19 protein-coding genes are annotated in these 17936 nt (G+C 43.1%); 11 read left to right on the forward strand and 8 right to left on the reverse strand.

Translation table 11 applies throughout. From position 1 onward, the window contains the following. Positions 1 to 312 precede the first annotated feature (312 nt). From QZW47_RS01035 to QZW47_RS01060, 6 genes are all read left to right on the forward strand, one after another. On the forward strand, positions 313 to 606 hold the full coding sequence (locus tag QZW47_RS01035) for a DUF433 domain-containing protein (protein WP_293122393.1): 294 nt from the start codon (positions 313 to 315) through the stop codon (positions 604 to 606). Beyond that, positions 603 to 947, forward strand: a complete 345-nt coding sequence (locus tag QZW47_RS01040) for a DUF5615 family PIN-like protein (RefSeq protein ID WP_293122396.1) — start codon at positions 603 to 605, stop codon at positions 945 to 947. The genes QZW47_RS01035 and QZW47_RS01040 overlap by 4 nt, the downstream gene beginning before the upstream one ends. A 131-nt stretch (positions 948 to 1078) precedes the next feature. After that, positions 1079 to 1441, forward strand: a complete 363-nt coding sequence (locus QZW47_RS01045; protein WP_293122399.1) for a papain fold toxin domain-containing protein — start codon at positions 1079 to 1081, stop codon at positions 1439 to 1441. A gap of 18 nt (positions 1442 to 1459) precedes the next feature. Continuing rightward, complete coding sequence (locus QZW47_RS01050) at positions 1460 to 1831, forward strand: hypothetical protein (RefSeq protein WP_293122402.1); 372 nt, start codon at positions 1460 to 1462, stop codon at positions 1829 to 1831. 357 nt (positions 1832 to 2188) lie between these two features. Then, positions 2189 to 2419, forward strand: a complete 231-nt coding sequence (locus QZW47_RS01055) for a DUF6883 domain-containing protein (RefSeq protein WP_293122405.1) — start codon at positions 2189 to 2191, stop codon at positions 2417 to 2419. Next, positions 2403 to 2666, forward strand: a complete 264-nt coding sequence (locus tag QZW47_RS01060; protein WP_293122408.1) for a DUF4926 domain-containing protein — start codon at positions 2403 to 2405, stop codon at positions 2664 to 2666. Before QZW47_RS01055 ends, QZW47_RS01060 begins: the two co-directional genes overlap by 17 nt. A gap of 88 nt (positions 2667 to 2754) precedes the next feature. Here the strand turns inward: QZW47_RS01060 and QZW47_RS01065 are convergent, their stop codons facing one another. Together QZW47_RS01065 and QZW47_RS01070 are read right to left on the reverse strand one after the other, a co-directional pair. Then, entirely contained in the window at positions 2755 to 3201 is a 447-nt protein-coding gene (locus QZW47_RS01065) for a hypothetical protein (RefSeq protein WP_293122411.1), read from the reverse strand. A 224-nt stretch (positions 3202 to 3425) separates the two neighbouring features. After that, positions 3426 to 5933, reverse strand: a complete 2508-nt coding sequence (locus QZW47_RS01070; RefSeq protein ID WP_293122414.1) for a PA14 domain-containing protein — start codon at positions 5931 to 5933, stop codon at positions 3426 to 3428. Positions 5934 to 6416: 483 nt separating this feature from the next. On the opposite strand from QZW47_RS01070, the gene QZW47_RS01075 reads away from it, so the two are divergent. The 3 genes from QZW47_RS01075 (at position 6417) to QZW47_RS01085 (ending at position 9502) form a co-directional block, all read left to right on the forward strand. Next, positions 6417 to 6920 carry a DNA-binding response regulator gene (locus QZW47_RS01075; protein ID WP_293122417.1) on the forward strand — a complete coding sequence of 168 codons (504 nt, stop codon included), beginning with the start codon at positions 6417 to 6419 and terminating at the stop codon, positions 6918 to 6920. A 200-nt stretch (positions 6921 to 7120) separates the two neighbouring features. Then, positions 7121 to 8908: a cellulose-binding protein gene (locus QZW47_RS01080; protein WP_293122420.1), complete on the forward strand. Its 1788-nt coding sequence runs from the start codon at positions 7121 to 7123 to the stop codon at positions 8906 to 8908. 207 nt (positions 8909 to 9115) lie between these two features. Beyond that, positions 9116 to 9502 carry a hypothetical protein gene (locus QZW47_RS01085; RefSeq protein WP_293122423.1) on the forward strand — a complete coding sequence of 129 codons (387 nt, stop codon included), beginning with the start codon at positions 9116 to 9118 and terminating at the stop codon, positions 9500 to 9502. 24 nt (positions 9503 to 9526) lie between these two features. On the opposite strand, the gene QZW47_RS01090 is transcribed toward QZW47_RS01085, so the two are convergent. The 4 genes from QZW47_RS01090 to msrA form a co-directional block, all read right to left on the reverse strand. Further along, a complete protein-coding gene (locus QZW47_RS01090; RefSeq protein ID WP_293122426.1) occupies positions 9527 to 10108 on the reverse strand; it encodes a DUF948 domain-containing protein in 582 nt (193 codons plus the stop codon). Between the two features lie 103 nt (positions 10109 to 10211). Next, a complete protein-coding gene (locus QZW47_RS01095) occupies positions 10212 to 10553 on the reverse strand; it encodes a YtxH domain-containing protein (RefSeq protein ID WP_293122429.1) in 342 nt (113 codons plus the stop codon). Between the two features lie 35 nt (positions 10554 to 10588). Then, positions 10589 to 10921: a hypothetical protein gene (locus QZW47_RS01100; RefSeq protein WP_293122432.1), complete on the reverse strand. Its 333-nt coding sequence runs from the start codon at positions 10919 to 10921 to the stop codon at positions 10589 to 10591. A 433-nt stretch (positions 10922 to 11354) separates the two neighbouring features. Beyond that, a complete protein-coding gene (gene msrA, locus QZW47_RS01105) occupies positions 11355 to 12008 on the reverse strand; it encodes a peptide-methionine (S)-S-oxide reductase MsrA (protein ID WP_293122435.1) in 654 nt (217 codons plus the stop codon). A gap of 315 nt (positions 12009 to 12323) precedes the next feature. Here msrA and QZW47_RS01110 point away from each other — a divergent pair, with 315 nt between their 5' ends. Then, entirely contained in the window at positions 12324 to 12461 is a 138-nt protein-coding gene (locus tag QZW47_RS01110; RefSeq protein ID WP_293122438.1) for a hypothetical protein, read from the forward strand. A gap of 338 nt (positions 12462 to 12799) precedes the next feature. On the opposite strand, the gene QZW47_RS01115 is transcribed toward QZW47_RS01110, so the two are convergent. Both QZW47_RS01115 and QZW47_RS01120 read right to left on the reverse strand, forming a co-directional pair. Continuing rightward, positions 12800 to 13720: a hypothetical protein gene (locus QZW47_RS01115; RefSeq protein ID WP_293122441.1), complete on the reverse strand. Its 921-nt coding sequence runs from the start codon at positions 13718 to 13720 to the stop codon at positions 12800 to 12802. Beyond that, positions 13720 to 15588: a 3-oxoacyl-[acyl-carrier-protein] synthase III C-terminal domain-containing protein gene (locus tag QZW47_RS01120; protein WP_293122444.1), complete on the reverse strand. Its 1869-nt coding sequence runs from the start codon at positions 15586 to 15588 to the stop codon at positions 13720 to 13722. Before QZW47_RS01120 ends, QZW47_RS01115 begins: the two co-directional genes overlap by 1 nt. Before the next feature lie 373 nt (positions 15589 to 15961). On the opposite strand from QZW47_RS01120, the gene QZW47_RS01125 reads away from it, so the two are divergent. Then, positions 15962 to 16981 (forward strand): hypothetical protein, encoded by a 1020-nt coding sequence (locus QZW47_RS01125; RefSeq protein ID WP_293122447.1) that lies wholly within the window; start codon positions 15962 to 15964, stop codon positions 16979 to 16981. Positions 16982 to 17936 lie beyond the last annotated feature (955 nt).

Here is a 17936-nt window from a genome sequence, read left to right on the forward strand (position 1 = left end):
CCTCCAATTTCTATATTTTCACGATCGCACATCCTGTTTTGCCAATATGTTATCATGTTAACATTAAGAATATTTGCGGGTGAGTAGAAAAAAGGGCGATCTTTGAGATTTGGGATGGGAGACGGGCGATCGCGCTTTGGGAATGAAAGGGCGATCGCTCGCGTGAGATTTGGGATGGGATAGGGGCGCACTTTTGGAAGGAAACGGCGCACTTTGGGATTGGGGATAACCACCGCCCTGACTTTTTCTGAATCTTTTAGCGACTTCTAGCCTAAGCTATAATTAAAGATGGATCTATTCTGTTAATCTGCGATGACTACACAATCTGTTTCGCGTTATGTCGCACGTCACCCTGAAATATTGCAAGGCGAACCAGTTATCGCAGAAACGAGAACTTCTGTTCGTGCGATCGTAGAATTGTGGCGTTTGGGTATTACTCCTGAAGAAATTCCGATGCACTTACCTCATCTGAAATTAGCTCAAGTTTTTGATGCACTGAGCTTTTATTTGGATAATCAGGAAGAAATAAATACTTATATTGAACGCAATCGAATTCCTGAAGAATTGATTCATCCTGCGGTTAAATCGGCAATGGAAAAACTGTGAAATTGTTTGCAACTATCTATACAGATGAAGATGTTTCTAAGCTTGTAGCCACTTTGTTGCGGGCTAGGGGTTTTGATGTGACGACAACGAGCGAACAAGGAATGCTGACCCAATCGGATAGCAAACAATTAGCTTATGCTGCATCTATTGAACGATGTTTGCTTACTCATAATCGCGTAGATTTTGAGCGATTACACCTAGAATATATGACAGCAGGACGATCGCATTATGGCATTATTGTGATTCCTCAAAAGAACGCCTATGAGATTGCTCAACGGGTTGGTATTCTGTTAAATACGCTCACGGCTGATGAAATTGCTAATCAGCTTTTGTATGTGTAAAGCGATCGCTTATTAGAAAAATGGCGATCGCCCGCGTGAGATTTGGGACTGGATAGGGGCGCATTTTTGGGAAGAAAAGGGCTATTGTACTGAATTTATTATAATATGAGATGGCTTAAACATTACTTATTATGAACGATGAATTGCGACAAGAAATTGCTGAAATAGCTAGTAAATTTAAGCTGTTTGAATGTAAGGCTTGTGCTTTAAGTATCCAAGAGTTTTTAATTCAAAGGGGCATTTCTGGAAAAAAGGTAAAAATTTACACTGGCAGTGCCAAGGGAAAATATGGTAATATTTACCATGATGACCTCGGACAAAATATTGCTACGAATGGACGGCATGAAGGGATTGCAGTTAAAATAGATGGGGAGGAATTAATTTTTGATAATATCCATAATGAAGGAATTTCTAAACAAGAGTGGCTGGAAAAGTTTTATTGTTTAGCGCTCGATCTGGGCGGGGAATTTGAGATTGCGGAAATTGAATTTTAGCGAAAAGGAAATAAACAAATGTTAGATTTGTATGATTTGCTAGGGAAAATCAAGAAAAGATCGTCTTTGTACTTAGGGAAGCAATCACTTAGTCATCTCCATGTTTTCTTAGATGGCTATACTTTTGCCCGCCGTCAACTTGGTATCCCTCTCACAGCAGAAGAAAAAAAGTTTGAGGATTTTCAAGAATGGATAGAGATTCGATTTAACCAAGCAGATACTCAATCTTGGAGTCGGATTATTCTTTTCTATTCAGAGGATGAAGCAGATGCACTGAAGCGCTTTTTTGATTTGTTTGAAGAATTTGTAAGTTGTGAAAAGTTGCCAAAAGATGATGCAACAATAAATTACGAAATGTCGGATGAGTTGAGTGTAGCGGGAAATATTTGAGTTTGATATTGATCGGGAGGGGATAGGGGCGATTCCCTACGGGATAGCTTCGCTTCACGCACTTTTGGAATGAAGCAGAGAGTGGCTGTTTGATGTGCACCCTAAACAAGAGTGATTTTCACTCAAATTAGCACTGATAGACTTTGAGTGTTACACTAAACATACAGAATTATTCGGTAATAATTGTGTCCTACCCTACTTGCAGCATATTGAGACTACTTAGGGGGTGATGAGGAGTTATAATGAAACTACCCAATGGCAATCAGGCTGAAGTTTCTCTGCAAAAGCTGGTGGGCTATTGTTTAAATCCAGAACACTAAGAGTGGAAAGCACAAAGCCAGAGTCTTTGCATCGGTTTTGGGAATCACGGCTAATAATGCAGAAGTTTTGCGAGAGCTTATTCAAAAAGCAGCCATTGAAGGTGAAGTTGTCCAAGAAAATACTACTGATTTTGGGCAACAGTTTAAAGTTGATTGGACTGTACCCGATATAGTGGGGATTGAGCTTCGGACAATCTGGGAAATTACTTCGACTAATTCTAACCCTCGTTTGATTTCAGCTTTCTTAAACCATGATAAAAAACTTTAGACTTTTGGATTCTGTTGCGATTCTCCAGCCTGTTTCAAGTACGCGATTAACGCTAGTGGAACCGGAATATGAATCTGTTTCTAGTTTGCCAGTAGGACTTGTGGGAACTATTGTTGAAGTGTATGATACGGGAAAGGAATGTCAGTATTTAGTGGAGTTTGCTGATAGTCAAGGTATTGAATATGCTATGGCTATTTTGAAAGCAGATGAAATTTTAGTTCTGCAATATGAACTGGCAGTTGCTTAGTAATGTGAGGGCAAGAGAAGTTACATAAAGGCGATCGCACTTTTGGAATGAAAGGGCGATCGCCCATAACATTATTCCCAGATAGCTATCAATAATCTAGGTCATAATTCATAGTAAAATTGATATTGCTTTCTCCGGTTCCTAAAGGAGTACGTACAGAACGGGGAAATAGGAACTCAAAACTAGACACTCCATTGCCAAAATCAATGTAATTACCGCCACTTCGACCCATAATAAGCACAGTCTCTTGCCAATTGCCACCGTTTACTCTATACAGAAACGGCATCGGGCCCGTATAGCCAGCCGTCTGCTCTGCATTGACATAGAAACCACCAATCTGTTTAGCGTTTGATACTGTATTATAGGGGCCAAATTTGCATTCAAAGCTAAATTCTGCTCGCGGAATGAAACAAGACCCTCTTCTTTCTGGTCCAGCCCAGTTGTTTGCTAAAGCCACAAGTGGAACTGACATTAGAGTTGCTAGGATGGATAATGTAGCTCCTAAAATCGTAATTTTTGCAGTGTTTTGGGACATTTTTAGACTCTCATTAGATGTGGTTTACACGGACTTTGACGGATTTGCAAGGGATAGGAATAGGAGCGATCGCTCTTTGGGAATGAAAGGGCGATCGCTGTTTAATGAAACACCATTCGCTCCGGTTTTTAGGTACAACCTAAAAATACTTTTGGCGGTGAGAATGTTAACTCAAATAAGTGACAGAGCTTTGGAATAAATCAAAATACTTTTTGGCTCAGCTTCTATTTGTAGGTCTTGCTAATAACTCCCGATCCTCGTGCCCTGCCAAGAGTGACTAAGGGATCTTCCGTGGTATTACTTGTGTTAGTAACTGCTAGATGTGTATGACGACCTGTAGACCAACCTGTACTGCCTTCAATGCCGATAATCTGTCCTGGGTTAACAGATTCCCCTTGCCTTACATTTACTTGGTTAAAATGAAGATATGTGAAAGATCGTTGAAGATCGGGGTTCCAAATTGTCACACTATTGTTATGATTTGAAGCTGTCACCCATTGCCGAGTCAAAGGATTATAACCTGAGTTTGCGTTAGCGTTAACATACTGAAGTTCTACACCATTAGATTTCACAGAAACAACCTGTCCACCTACGAGCGCTCGGACATTATAAGGAGCTATAGCATCTGTTGAATCGATGGCTCCGTGTGCCGAAAATCCTCTTGATGAAGAACCTGCGCTACCATAAAGTTGTTGAAAATACTCCTGCTGAGTAAAGGGAGTAGATGGAAGTGAAACCTTCTCCCAGGAAAGGTCAAATCTAGCATCGCCACCCCCTTCATACTGATCGAAGTACATATCGTACTGACCAGCCGGCAATTCAGCAGTTACGTCTTTAGCTGAGTAAGATTCTGTCCACTGATTTGGAGAAGTGATATCAAACCACTGACTTGTACTTTGATTTCTAGCAAGTAGCCGGAATCCATCATCACCCTCCACCCGGAACTTATAGGAACTGCCATCAAAATTAGCCTGGGTGTATGCTCGCATCGCAAAAAAGTCATGGGGTAAACGATTTCCATCTCCATTGGGAGCGCCTGTACCCCAGTTTGCCTTGATGCCTTTTTTGCCATCACCGCGGGTATTAGATCCCAAATTAATCACGCCGATGGCATTGGGATTGTTGATGTCTCCTTCCCAGAAGTTTGTTGGTGGAGCACTACCTTGGCTGCTATTCCATGAGTACACCGTCGCTTTCCATTCCTGCGAGGGATTGACAGACTCTTGGAATTTGGTGGCTGGAATAAGGTTAAAGTTTAAAGCCGCACCTCCACCTAGTTCGGAATACTCAACTGCAATCGGAACAGTCTCGCCGCTTGAGCGGAAATAGCCTGAATTGGTTGCAAATGATTTATAATTCCATTGATCGATCACTTTTTGATTCTTGATACTTACTCGAATACCATCATCAGCTTGAGTTTCGATCTTGTACAAACCAGGAGCTAAATAACGCTGAGTCGTTATTCTTGCCGAAAAATTATCTGAGGGAGTATTAGTAGGAGAACCCGTACCCCAGTTGCGAGAAAAACGTTGAATACCATCTCCCAAATTTTCAACAAATACAGGAGTGCCTGTTAAGTTAGTATTGTTGAAATATTCAGCCTTCCAGTTGTTCGCAGGAACTTGATTTTGTGTAAGGGTGACTCTAGGCGTACCATTACTCAGCCATTCGAGAGTTCCTTTCTCAAAACTTTGCCGCCAATTGCCACTATTAAGAGGCAATTGTGATTCTTCACTGGTAGGCAAGCCAAGCTGACTATTTTGACCTCCTAAACTATTGAGGTAATGATTGCCCAGACTACCGCGAACAGAGTAAGTACCATCGGCTGAGTGAAAGATTGCACCATTTTGGAAGTTTTGTCGCCATTTACTAGATACAAATTGGTATTCAGCACCCGTAGATTGACCTAACTGATTAGCTATACTTGGATTCCTGTCGTAATAAGCACGAATGCTACCTTGGATCGGAAATGAACTCAACTGTTTCTCTATTAAATATTGCTGTCCGTCGATCGCCACAACCTCCCGATCGTCCTCACTCTTCAACGCCTTAAGCTCACCCTGACTCAAATCCTTACCCTGAACAACCGCCGCAAAAATCGCTCCCTCATCACCCGGTGAATCCGTAACATTCAACCGCGCATCAACAGAGTGCCCGATCTCTTCCAACAGCACATCCGCCACCGCCGCTGGATTCGCGCCATTCTGAGCTAAAAATTCCTTCGATAAATAAATCGTATCCGTCGCCGCCGCAAAAGCTCCATTCGCGCCACCAATCTCAGCAGATGAGACAACTTTTACCGGCGGGATTGCACTAAAATCGCGATTAAACCATCCTTCAGCTAAGGCTTTCGCGCCCGCAGCATCCCAGTTTTCCCCAAAAGCCACATTCATCTTAGTCACGAAATCTGGCTCAGCGGCAAACTTACTCAGATCCTCATATACCTCTGACATCGCCTGACCGGTCAGCAAATCGACAGAGCTATCCTGTAAACTTGTGCTGGAATCCGTTGTCAGCGCCTTAGCCATCAGAGTCGGCGAAGCGTCAGGCAAAATGATATTGTCGTAGGCGTTTGGCGTTAAAGTTGGGATATTAACTTCTTGACCGACACCGCCCGTTAGGATGCGGTTAGCATCTAATTTTGGGATAATTCCTGGAGTCGTTTCTAGGCTGGTATTCCAAGGCGCGATCGCACTTTCGTTATTAAAATCAGGCGTGAAAAAATTAGACACGTTATTTCCTCGTGTTGAATCGGGACAAGTACAGAGACTTACCGCGTGTTTGCTTGTATTAAATAATCGATTTTTTGTCATAGCCGATCGCCCGTTCAGTCCAGACTCCGAGTAGGTATACTCAAGAGCAAGACAGTCGATCGACCTAAGACACCATGAGCTCCGATGAACCGCAACAGTAGCGGTACTTCTGAGCTTCTATTTATCTATCGGGCTCAGTCCGCAAGTTTTATGCAAAACACCGTTATTTGTTACAAAACTTTACATTAGCCTGCCAAACCTTTGCAAATACTAGCTTTGATGTTAGTTGAAACGATCGCGCCCATTACTGACTCTGAGTATTCCTACTCGGCGTCTCACCGCTTCAACAAACTCAACTATGCCTGATGTATGTAACAATACACTAAGTACCGCTAGCATACAACTAACAAACGTTAGCAATTTCGGTTATGCTAACGTTAGCCAAATCTCACAACACCGACAATGGCACCAAAAGAAGACTTATTTGCCGAAGCAGCCCAAAACTGGGACTTAGAAAGGCTGTACGAAGCTTTCGCAGAAGCTAAACGGCAAATCTCTCCCCGATCGCGCAGGGGACTTACAGAAACCGAAAAGCTTTATCTCCGAGGACTACTTTCCGGTTGCAGTCCCGCCGAAATAGCTAAAAAAATGTTTCAGACTCCCAAAAGTGCAGAGGTTTATCTATGTAAAACTTTATACCAATATGTTAAAAAACTCGCAGATTTACCGAACGAATCAGTGGGAAATTGGAGAAATGTGTGCGATCGACTAGAGGAAGCAGGATTTAAAGTTCAGTCGTCAGCACAATTTAAATTGAATAATTCTTTGCCGACAGAAGCATTAATAAAAATAGTTAATATAGGTTGGCTTGAACAAAGTACAATATCGATGGATATCAACATTCAGTTAACATTCCCCTCAACTTCAGAAACTCCGAAAAAAGAAGACTTAGATAAAAACGGTTAGATGGGCGATTTATGATAAAATATCAGAAGTACACCCGCGCCAGCCTCAGAAACCCGGTTTCTTCCTAGATTTCTCGTTACTCTTCGCAAAAACTCCCAGAAACCGGGTTTCTTGCCCACGATGCGTTATCATCAAAAATCAAAATTAAAACAGTCTCACCCGCTCGGATTTTACCTGCAACAATTAAATTAGTTAAATCTATGTCTCGATTTAATGTACGATCAAAAAATCAAGCTCTTGGCTTTTTCATTGGTTTATTGATTTTTGTCATTTTCATTCCCGGATGTTGGGCTTTAACAACTAAGATTTCTCCAACACCTCAGCAAGCAGATAACAAAGTAGCTGTCCGTGTTGATGTGAAAAATGCCTCAAATTCTCACTCTTCCTTGGGAATTGGGCTTAGTGGTATAGCTGATTATTCAACACAATTACCCTTTTTAGATGCTTTCAAATCTTCTAGACAATGGATAACTCAATGTGTCAGCGGACAACCAAACTGTAAGGGTGAATGGGATACAGAAGAATATAATCTTTTAAATCTTGATGAAAATGGGTGGGTAAAATCTCTCCCATCTCCCGAAGAGGCTCCTAAATATACGAGGGTAAGCACCCTATTACTTCGGGAAATCCCCAATCGCTATCCTTCAGGGCAATATATTGTTACTTATGACGGTGAGGGTGCGATCGAATATAACTATGATGCCAAAAAAGATCCGGCTGCGTCTAAGCCCGGGAGGGATATCATTAATGTCGATGCCACACAAGGCGGAGGTATAATGATGACAATTACTGCTACCGATCCTAAGAAAACAGGGAACTATATCCGCAATATTAAAGTTGTTCATTCCCAAGACGAACAGCTTGCTAAAAGCGGTGAAATATTTAACCCGCTGTTTATTGAAAAAATTAAAAAGTTTAGAGTTTTGCGTTTTATGGACTGGATGGGGACAAACGGCTCTGAACAAAAAGAATGGTCGAACAGACCTAAGCCAGAGAGTGTGTCCTATGCTTACAGAGGCAATATACCCATAGAAATTATGGTGAATTTATCTAATAAACTCCAAGCGGAACCTTGGGTTAATATGCCGCATCAGGCTACGGATGAATATATGACTAACTTTGCTAAAATGGTCAAAGATAGTTTAGATCCAAAGCTGAAAGTTTATGTAGAGTATTCTAATGAGGTTTGGAATTGGTCATTTCCCCAATCCCATTATGCTTTGAAACAAGGTAAAGCTAAGTGGGGAGATAAAGGAGACGCTTTTATGCAATGGCACGGAATGCGTACTGCTCAAATGTGCGATATCTGGAAAGGCGTTTTTGCCGATCAAAAGCATCGAGTTGTCTGCGTGTTGGGAACTCAAAGAGCTTGGAGAGAGTTAGGAGATTATGCTTTAGATTGTCCCTCTTGGGTAGCTGAGGGCAATAAACCTTGTTATCAACACGGTATTGATGCCTATGCTATTGCTGGATATTTCAGCGGCAACTTGGGCGGGAAAGAAAGTGTCGGCACTGTAGAGTCTTGGTTGAATGACGCAGATGGTGGCTTTGGTAAAGCTTTTAAGCAATTAAAAGAGGGTGGGTTGCTGCCTGGATTTAAAGATAGTTTGCCCGATGTTGATAATGATTTTAGGTATTTTTTAGATGTGGCTAAAAAGAAGAATCTCAAGTTGTTTGTTTATGAGGGCGGTCAACATATTGTTGGTAGTGAAGGAGTAGAGAATAACGAAAAATTGGCGAAGTTTTTTACGGAACTAAATAGGCGTCCAGAAATGTATGAGATGTACGCGCAATTATTGAATAGTTGGAAACAAGCTGGGGGCAGTCTGTTTATGCACTTTGTGGATGTGAGTACGTTTAGTAAGTGGGGAAGTTGGGGGGCTTTGGAGTATGTGGAGCAAAAGGAGTCGCCTAAGTATAATGCTTTGATGGATTTTATTGATAAGAATCCTTGCTGGTGGGATGGCTGTGATCTTGAGGGAAGTTGATTGCAATTGGTAGGGTGTGTCACGAAAGGAAAACACGCTTTATATCATCTCCGGTCGATTACTATAACAAAAATGGTTCGTAGTGCGGACTTAAGTCCGCAGCTATAGAGCGGACTTAAGTCCGCACTACGAACCTTACTTATTGCGGTCAATCGACCGGACATGATATTATTTGTACGAAGGCAAATTTGCAAAAGTATTGCTGTTATGTTTTTTTATTCAAATATTGTCGGTTGGTGCGTCGCTAGGAGATTTGCAATTTTTTTGGGGATGGTTGATGGCGACACACCCTACGAATACTATATGTTTTTTTATTCTAATATTGTCGGTTGGTGCGTCGCTCGGAGATTTTCAATTTTTTTGGGGATGGTTGATGGCGACACACCCTACGAATACTATATGTTTTTTTATTCAAATATTCTCGGTTGGTGCGTCGCTAGGAGATTTGCTATCTTTTTTTGGGGATGGTTGATGGCGACACACCCTACGAATACTATATGTTTTTTTATTCAAATATTGTCGGTTGGTGCGTCGCTAGGAGATTTGCAATTTTTTTGGGGATGGTTGATGGCGACACACCCTACAGGGTATTGAGGGACGATCGCGCTTTTGGTACAATCAAGTATCGTTCGATCGCACTTGTTCAAAATCTTCAGCATCCGCCTGCAAACCAGAACCCTCGCCATTCCTCAACCGTGGCGATTCCCCCTTACCCGCACTCGCAGCGTAACCCCCAGAATACCTGTCATCTAAACCCGAATCCCTCAGCGAAATTGCACCTCTTTGACTCTGCGACAATCGATCGCTCGATCGGCGATTTGTCCCAGAAATCGGCGGCTTCCGAGTTAAACTTTTCCAAGCAGCCTTCACCCCACTCACTACGCTGCGAGTTGTTACCTGCACGTTTTGGGCTTGTTTTTTTGCAGTACCAATACTACGATCGACTTGTTTGACAACCTCCCCCGCACTTTGCACCCCATCGCTGACATCATCCGTCAACTCGCTAATTTCCAACCCCGTCAACCGAATCGCCTCCAAAGTCGGCGGAAACTCGCGAGAAAGCGTGTCAGCCAGCTTTTCCACGCTGCGCGCCGCCCTTGCTAGCGCTTGCACCGCAGGTATTAAAGTCACTAAAACAGCAGTTAAGCTAACCGCCACTAGCAAAATCGAAAGTCCTAGCCAGAATATAGGGTCACTCACTTGAATCTCGGATTTGGGGCTGACCTAAGTGTTGCAGTAAATCAAGGATTGCGATCGACTCGCAATGACTAAAATACCTTATTTTTGCTCGCTTTTGAGCTGGTTAGCGGACAGGAGGGCGCGACGGGGGACTGACTTCTACTTCAGTTTCCGAGAGAGTTTGACGTTCCCGCTGAGTCGCTTCTAAACCGGCTGCGATCGCCTCCTTCAATCTCACCAAAGTTTCGTCCCAATTGCGGATGGCAGTTTCCGAAAGTCGATCGGCCTGCAATTGCACGCTAGTTGATAAATCCTCCGCCAACTCCGGCAAAGCATCGGCTGATTTTTTCAAGATCTGCCGCGTCTCCTTGCCCGTTCGCGGTGCCATCAGCAACCCAGTCACTGCCCCGATCGCAGAACCCACCAACAGACCGCCAATAAATAATCCAGAACGTTTAGATGACATTTTTATAACTACTCTCCATACGATTTTAGAATAGCTTACCTCACAGGTCGATCGCGCTTGGGCCAAAGCATCCGCCCCAAACCCAGCAATCCCAAGAGTTGCTGAACCTGTTGCAGTTGCAATTCCAGTTGTTGATAATGCACCCGCAATTCGCGAGCACGTTGCTGCCTTTTTGCAAAAAATTTGGGCGATTTGCCGAGAACATTGCTGCTACAGCGCTCGATTGCTGCGATCCGAACTTCAAAAAGTGCGATCGTCCGCCTGATTTTCCACACTCTCGCAGCGATAGAAAAACAGACAAGAGATATTAGTAGATTGATAATTACAACACCCGTCAGCATTTCTTTCCTATTTTCAACTACTAACATATTCCGCTGTTTGTGTGCAGGTTATAAGCCCGCCCCACCAAATATTTTGTAGTGACACAACAATGTTCAGTAGTGTCAACTTAAGTCTGAAACCTGAGACATCTCGCTTTGCGTCGAGTCCATCACCCCCTAAATCCCCCTTGGTAAGGGGGACTTTGAGCGCTTCCAGTCTCCCCGGATAGTCGGAGAACTTTTATGGCTTCCGGTTCCCCCCTTACCAAGGGGGGCTAGGGGGTTAGAGGCTTTAATCGTGAGACAGAAGTCTGTGACTACATTCTTGGTAAAAGGGACTTTGAGCGCTTCCAGTCCCCCCCTTACCAAGGGGGGTTAGGGGGGTTAGAGGCCTTAATCGTCAGACAGCAGATATAGACTACATAAGACCTTAAATTGACAGCAACGAACAATGTTGTGTCCCATCCAGCGGGATCAAATTTCAAGCTTGAGACATAGCAGGCAAACAAACCTTAGTACCGCCCAAACCGCAATAACCGTTCGGGTTTTTAGCAAGATACTGCTGGTGATAGGCTTCTGCGTAATAAAACTCAGGAGCATCAATAATTTCAGTAGTAATCTTGCCATAACCAGCGGGCGTCAAAGCTTGCTGGTAAGCATCCCGGGAAGCTTCAGCTAGCTGCTTTTGGCTGGCTGAATAGGTGTAAACGCCCGATCGATATTGAGTACCCGAATCATTCCCCTGCTTCATTCCTTGAGTCGGATTGTGACTTTCCCAAAAAACTTTGAGCAGCGTTTCGTAACTAATTACCTTCGGATCGAACACAACCAAAACTACTTCATTATGTCCCGTCATCCCGCTGCAAACTTCGTTATAAGTAGCATTCGGAGTAATCCCAGCCGCGTAGCCCACAGCCGTCGAAAAAACTCCATTTTGCTGCCAAAATTTGCGTTCCGCGCCCCAAAAACAGCCCAGCCCAAACATGGCAATTTCCATGCCGTCTGGAAAAGGAGGCTTGAGGGGATTGCCGTTAACAAAGTGAGTTGCCGGTACCGGCATCTGCTCTGCCCGTCCCGGCAATGCGTCTTGGGGAGAGGGCAGGCTCGACTTTTTGCCAAATCCAAATAGCACCATAAGCTTGTAAGGGATCTCCGATCGATGTCTTTACCTTACTTAATAATATCAGATATTGACTCAAAAGAGTGGTTCTGTTGAAGGTGGGCGCTAAAGCAACAATACCGAATTATTTTTCGGATGGTTTTTGGTGATACTGCTCACGGCTAATGCAGTTTTAAATCACATGAGGCAGTGCTATCTGTCACTAAAAAAAGCCTAAATTATCACCTATTGTTGAGGTACAAATCACCGGGATCGCAGGCAAAACATCCGATTATTGAAGGTGTGGTGTTGTAGCAGTTATTTAAGACAATTTATAGGGAGTGTTGAACAATGACAGTTAAACCTTGCAGCCAACCTTTAAAATCTAATCCATTTATTACTTACCGCGATCCAATTACAGGTAAGTGGATTGTGGTCAATCTGAATTTGCCGACTGCACCGGAAAAACAACAGTTAGCAGCAGCTTAAGCTGTCCTATTAATTATGTTAAAAACTATGTTGCAATACGGCTCATTTAACAATTGTCCGAAGAGAGTAATGAAGCAAACAAGAGTGTCTATTTTTCATCGGGTTTCCCTGTTTTTATTTGTTAAGTGAACCGTATTGTAATATTTTCTCTATTTTTCTGGTGCTGATAAATGTTTGTAATGGGAATGCAAGTCCTCGGATTTTTGCGGACTAAAGTCCTCACTACAAACCTATTTGGGTTTTTTGTTCGATCGGCTCGGATTAGTTTAGTGAGGAATTTTTGCGGACTAAAGTCCTCACTACAAACCTATTTGTTTTATAGCTGGTGCTTTCTACTTTTAAGGATTACTCATTTCTTTTTTTAGTTCTAAGTACCGATAGAGATATTCGGAAATTATTCCGTGCAAAAACAAGTCGCGTGCTGCATTAAACGGACTGTTTGGCGCTAGCGGGTGGCGGTTGACAATTACGTGATTCCAGTCGTAATTTCCGGTAATTTCGCTGACATATACTCCGAAGTTTTCATCAAGCTGAAGCGACATCACTGCTCGTGCAAATTCGTCGCTAGTCAAACACAGAGAATAAAATACTTTAAACAATTCGATCGCCGATTCTAAATCCAGAATTCTCAACCACCTGGAGCTTTCACAATCTATTGCAATTTCTACAGGTTGAATGCTATCATAATTAATTCCCCGTTTTTTGACGAGCTGCAACCAGTTGGGATTTGCCAGCATTGCTTGGTTGTAATCCCAGACAAAGTTATAGAGAATTAAGTCGTGTTCGAGAAACGCATTGTCAGCTAAATCGCTAACTGTGCGCGGATAAAGTTTTGACTTTTCAATCTGGGTATCCGGGCCGTTGTCAATCAAAAAATTGATAATGTTGGAGCCGATTGAGATGTGCCGCACAATTAAATAACAAGCTTCGGGCGAGACAAAGTTATTTAGGAAAAATGCGGCGGATTTGTGCATTAATGTGTAAGCCCGAAATTGAAAGGGTAACAGGCGCTTTGCAGTCATGATTACCGCTAGCAACAAGTTAGCAATGATTTTGATCGGGATGAGCAAATAATTGCGAGTCCAGTTTTGCAAATCCCTCATCATGTATGCTTTTGCAACTAAATCGACGGGAATTGACCGATCGCAAAACAGGACATCCCAAACATTCGGATCTCGGCGGTTGTATGGTTTCGGATCATAGGGGATTGAACGCTCCTCTGGGAGAGTTTCGATATCTTGTTTTTGCAGTTTTTGCATTAGCGAATTTCCTCCAATTGCAGCAAGTATAAACGAGCGGTGACGCTAGCGGTTTTGACAATGCGTCGGGCGATATCATCGGTCATCCATTCAGCATTAATCAAATTTTCTAATTTCGCTAAATGCGACTCGTCATTCTCTCCATGATAAGCTAAAAACGATACTTGTTCGTCTTGCAAACCGAGAGTTTCTTTGATTTGTTCCGCCCACTTTCGTGCTAATTTATTGCCCAATCCTTCGATGATAAACATACTACCAATTAAATCGACTGGATTTTCTCGCGATGCTTGGTGGAAGATAAAAGCTGATAGGGCTTCGCTGCCGATATTCTTATCATATTCGACAATTTTTGACAAGTCGCCACCGACAGAAACATAATTTTGTTCTAGCATTTGATAGTCGCGGTGTTCGTCTTGGGCGTGGCCGATAAAAGTCGATCGCAGGCGAAAGTCAATCATGTTAGAAGCCGCGCGCGCAATCCAGCGAGCTCCCTCGACAACTTGCGGGCGGAGATTGCACAGCAAAGCTTGATAGTCTTCTATGGTAAACTCTCCCCGGTACAATTTGCGGACGATGGGAACGGAACGAATGTCGCGATCGAACTTCAGCCAAATCCAGGCTAACTCCCGCAACAAATAAGCTTGTGGAGAGTTGTGTGCGGAGGGCTTAACCCTTTCCAGAGGCGAAGTTTCGGAAATCTCAAGCGAGTTATAAATTGGAGAAGTCATAGATTTACTGGTGCTTTCCACAGCAGTTAACATCATGTATCCCGTTGTAAACCGGCCACTTTCCGGAACAAAACAAAAGATTTTTTGCCCGGGCTGCAACTTGCTTGAATTAAACAAATCCTCTAACATTAAATAAATCGACGCGCAACCTGTATTTCCGCGGGTGTACAAGTTGGTAAACCATTTTTCTTCTGGAATCATGCAGCCTGCTTGTTCCAGAAGTTCCACAATTTGTCCTCGGAAAAAGTGAGAGGAATAATGGCACAGCAGCCAGTCAACTTCCTGCGGACAAACTCTCCCATTTTTTATCAAGCTCAGCCAACCTTCTACCCCTAATTTCATTACATTGTCTAGCAAGCGAATATTTTGCCGCAAGTCAAAAGCTCCGGCTGTGGCTGCATCGAGGTAGGTTGAATAATCTAGCCAGCTTTGGGTTGCTGTTTCGTTTGCTAATCCTGAATACATACAAACTGGATAGGCGTTGGCGTGGGAAATTAGCTCGATCCATTCTATTTTTAAGCTAATTCCTGAGGCGTTGGGATGGTTTTGGATCAAAAATGCTCCGGCGCCGTCGGAAAGCATCCAGCGCAGAAATTCTGTATCGAAAGGTAGGGGTTTTCCGGCTTTGACTGATGTTTCTGCTTCAAATTTGGTGTGTTTGAACAGCCGCGAGGGGAATTCGGAGGCTACGGCGATTGCTGTTTGTTTTTTGCCGAGTTCGAGTTGAGATGTGGCGTAGTTTAAGGCGGTAACTCCGGCGCAGCAAACTCCTTGCGTTGAAACTATTTCTAGGGGAGATAATTCGGAAAGTTCGCCATGTACTGTGCTGGCAAATCCCGGTACTAATAAGTCTGGTAAAGTGGTGGCGCAGGCTAGTAAGTCGATCGCCCCTGGTTCCAAATTTGCCTGGGCGATCGCATCCCGGACGGCAAACGCTGCCATTTGGCTGTTAGAATAGAGTGTTTGCTGCTGTTTGTCGATCGCGTAGTAGCGCTGTTTAATCCCGTTGCTGTTGAGAATGCGCTGTCTGACTCTCGAAGGGCGATCGGCAATTTTGCCCAGATACTCCTCCATCTCATCATTATTAATCGGTTTTCCCGGCAAAAATTTTCCAATCCGATTGATATAAGCGCTGTGCATACCGTCAACCTCTAAAAATGGTAATTTAGTCGAGTTTGCTGTGAGTTAAGTAAGTGAGTCTGAATGAATTTAACCGTAGCCCTTATTTCGTGAAACTCGCAGCAATCTCAACATTCTGCGATTGCTGCGCTACCGCCGACAATGACAGTATAGAAATTTACCGAGATACTTAAATCACGCGAGTAAATATCTAAAATTGATTGTGGTTTGTGAAGCAGCGAACTTGCAACGAGCAACCAGTTGTATTGTAGAGTCAGGGGAAATTAGACAAGTTCAGCAACAGCGGCAACAAGTAACCTGAAGCAGGGTGAAGTTTTTGCAAAAATTAAGCCAAAATATGTAACTAGAGTTCCTTCATTGCTTCCCGACTCAAATGGATATTGCTTCGCTAGATGCTTGGTATTCTCAATCTCAACGTCGCGCCGCTGTTTCGCTGTTGATGAAACGAGTAGGCGTCACTCGCACTAGGGCTGAATGCTTTGTCAGGCTTTGGATTTACTTATCAGTGAAACAACTTCAGGAAAGCCAGCCCCGCGTCAAACCGCCGCTGGCGAAACTAGAATTGCTAGCAACAGAAGTGCAGTGCACCCACCGGGAAGCAGCAGAACTATTTTACTCGGATTCCGATCGCGGGAGCGATCGCGCGGCCGGCATGATGTTAGATAAACTCGCAGCACTCGGATTGATCGCAAAACACTTTGACGGTAACGCTACAGCAATTCAAATTCAACCAGTTGCAGAAATTTTAGATACCCCGCAGCCGGAAAAACCAGTAAAACTAAAATTAGATGATTTTAACCCTCGGTGCGACACCATCCCCGTCGCTAATTTACTAGCAATTAATTACAACTGGATGAACCGCAGCACTAACGCAGTTCCCTACCAAATTGCTAAAATTCTCCGCGTTTTGGCTGGAAAATATTCAAAAGGAATGGGAGTATTGCGCCGCTGCGACAACCTAAATCCTGTGGGATTTTACTTACTATATCCCACCGCAGCCGAATCAGAAGTTAATTTTTTTAACGCACCTAGTAAAAGCCTGCACTTAACTTCTGTTTCTGCTGAACTCGATCCTTTTACGATGGCACTTCCGGGAGATGAGAATTGTCAGTCAGTATTTGTCCGCAGTTGGATGATCGACCCGCAATATTTTGAAGAATACCGCGTTCTTTTCCTAGAACACATACAGCAAGTTTTAGTTGAAATGAAAAAAGATTTTCCCAATCTTTGCGATTTGCACACGCTAATGATTCACCCGATGTACGAAAAAATGAGCTTGGCTTTGGGGTTTCAAAAGACTAACAGTGACTCTCAGTTATCTCTTTATTGGATGTATTTAGCATTGGATAGATTTTTGGCGCTCGATATCAAGGAAGCGCTAAAAAAATTGTAAGTCATATTAAATATCCGCTTCGATTCTTCGGAATGCGAGTCCGGGAGGATCTCAGTCAGGAAATTAGAAATACTTGAGATCGTTTGCGGTCGATTGATAGCAATAAGTAAGGATATGTGCGGACTTGGCTCCTCCCCGTGAAAGCGGACTTTCGGGCGCAAAGCTCCGTTTTTGTGATGTTAATTGACCGGACATTACAGGACAGGGAACGGGAGCATCTCATCTTTGCAAAAAGGATTTTTTTTACAGTGCGAGCTTAAGAATTCCCGTGCTATACATAGCACCAGAACTCTTGATTTACACTACAAATGCCAAACTGAGATCCTCCCTAGGGAAGAGGGAACTGTCTAAAATATCAGGAGTTACGCATCGAGCCAAAGAAACCGGGTTTTTTGCCGAATCTGCGGGCCCAAACGAAAGATTTTCGTCAAAAACCCGGTTTCTGACTACCCGTGCGTAAGTCCTAAATAGACAAACAAACAGATAACTCAGAGAAGACCACGACGCCATCAATAACTCAAAAATCGCAAAAATATCTCGACGCTCATTAAATAAATGCAACATATTAACCTGAAGTTTTATTAGCGGTATATGGTGGCAAATAGCTTGAGGTCAATGTATTAATTTTAGCCGCACTTAAATTTACAAAACCATTAAAAGTAACACTAATTAAAGAAATATTTTGTTGTTCACACAACAAAATATTCGTGATATAATGACCAGGTTTGTTAACGTTTTTTTATGCTTGCCAGATCGAGAGTTCCCTTCGTAAGCGATCTAGAAATGAAAGCAATCACAGTGTATATTTTTTCAATTGTTTTACCTTCACGATAGCGTTGACAGTCTCATATTGTGAGATAGGGTTGGCAGCTACAATCATCAATATTTACTCAGTCTTGCTGTAATTAAAGACTGATTAAACTTCCAAGGTGCAAGCTACAATGACGGATTTACC

It is taken from the genome of Microcoleus sp. bin38.metabat.b11b12b14.051, assembly GCF_013299165.1.
Classification (GTDB): domain Bacteria; phylum Cyanobacteriota; class Cyanobacteriia; order Cyanobacteriales; family Microcoleaceae; genus Microcoleus.

Coding starts and splice junctions, on each gene's coding strand:
- msrA (WP_293122435.1), bottom strand. CDS start 12,008: ATGGTGCTATTTGGATTTGGCAAAAAGTCGAGCCTGCCCTCTCCCCAA.
- QZW47_RS01035 (WP_293122393.1), top strand. CDS start 313: ATGACTACACAATCTGTTTCGCGTTATGTCGCACGTCACCCTGAAATA.
- QZW47_RS01085 (WP_293122423.1), top strand. CDS start 9,116: ATGTTTTTTTATTCAAATATTGTCGGTTGGTGCGTCGCTAGGAGATTT.
- QZW47_RS01075 (WP_293122417.1), top strand. CDS start 6,417: ATGGCACCAAAAGAAGACTTATTTGCCGAAGCAGCCCAAAACTGGGAC.
- QZW47_RS01045 (WP_293122399.1), top strand. CDS start 1,079: ATGAACGATGAATTGCGACAAGAAATTGCTGAAATAGCTAGTAAATTT.
- QZW47_RS01100 (WP_293122432.1), bottom strand. CDS start 10,921: ATGTTAGTAGTTGAAAATAGGAAAGAAATGCTGACGGGTGTTGTAATT.
- QZW47_RS01060 (WP_293122408.1), top strand. CDS start 2,403: ATGATAAAAAACTTTAGACTTTTGGATTCTGTTGCGATTCTCCAGCCT.
- QZW47_RS01110 (WP_293122438.1), top strand. CDS start 12,324: ATGACAGTTAAACCTTGCAGCCAACCTTTAAAATCTAATCCATTTATT.
- QZW47_RS01065 (WP_293122411.1), bottom strand. CDS start 3,201: ATGTCCCAAAACACTGCAAAAATTACGATTTTAGGAGCTACATTATCC.
- QZW47_RS01115 (WP_293122441.1), bottom strand. CDS start 13,720: ATGCAAAAACTGCAAAAACAAGATATCGAAACTCTCCCAGAGGAGCGT.
- QZW47_RS01080 (WP_293122420.1), top strand. CDS start 7,121: ATGTCTCGATTTAATGTACGATCAAAAAATCAAGCTCTTGGCTTTTTC.
- QZW47_RS01050 (WP_293122402.1), top strand. CDS start 1,460: ATGTTAGATTTGTATGATTTGCTAGGGAAAATCAAGAAAAGATCGTCT.
- QZW47_RS01095 (WP_293122429.1), bottom strand. CDS start 10,553: ATGTCATCTAAACGTTCTGGATTATTTATTGGCGGTCTGTTGGTGGGT.
- QZW47_RS01125 (WP_293122447.1), top strand. CDS start 15,962: ATGGATATTGCTTCGCTAGATGCTTGGTATTCTCAATCTCAACGTCGC.
- QZW47_RS01120 (WP_293122444.1), bottom strand. CDS start 15,588: ATGCACAGCGCTTATATCAATCGGATTGGAAAATTTTTGCCGGGAAAA.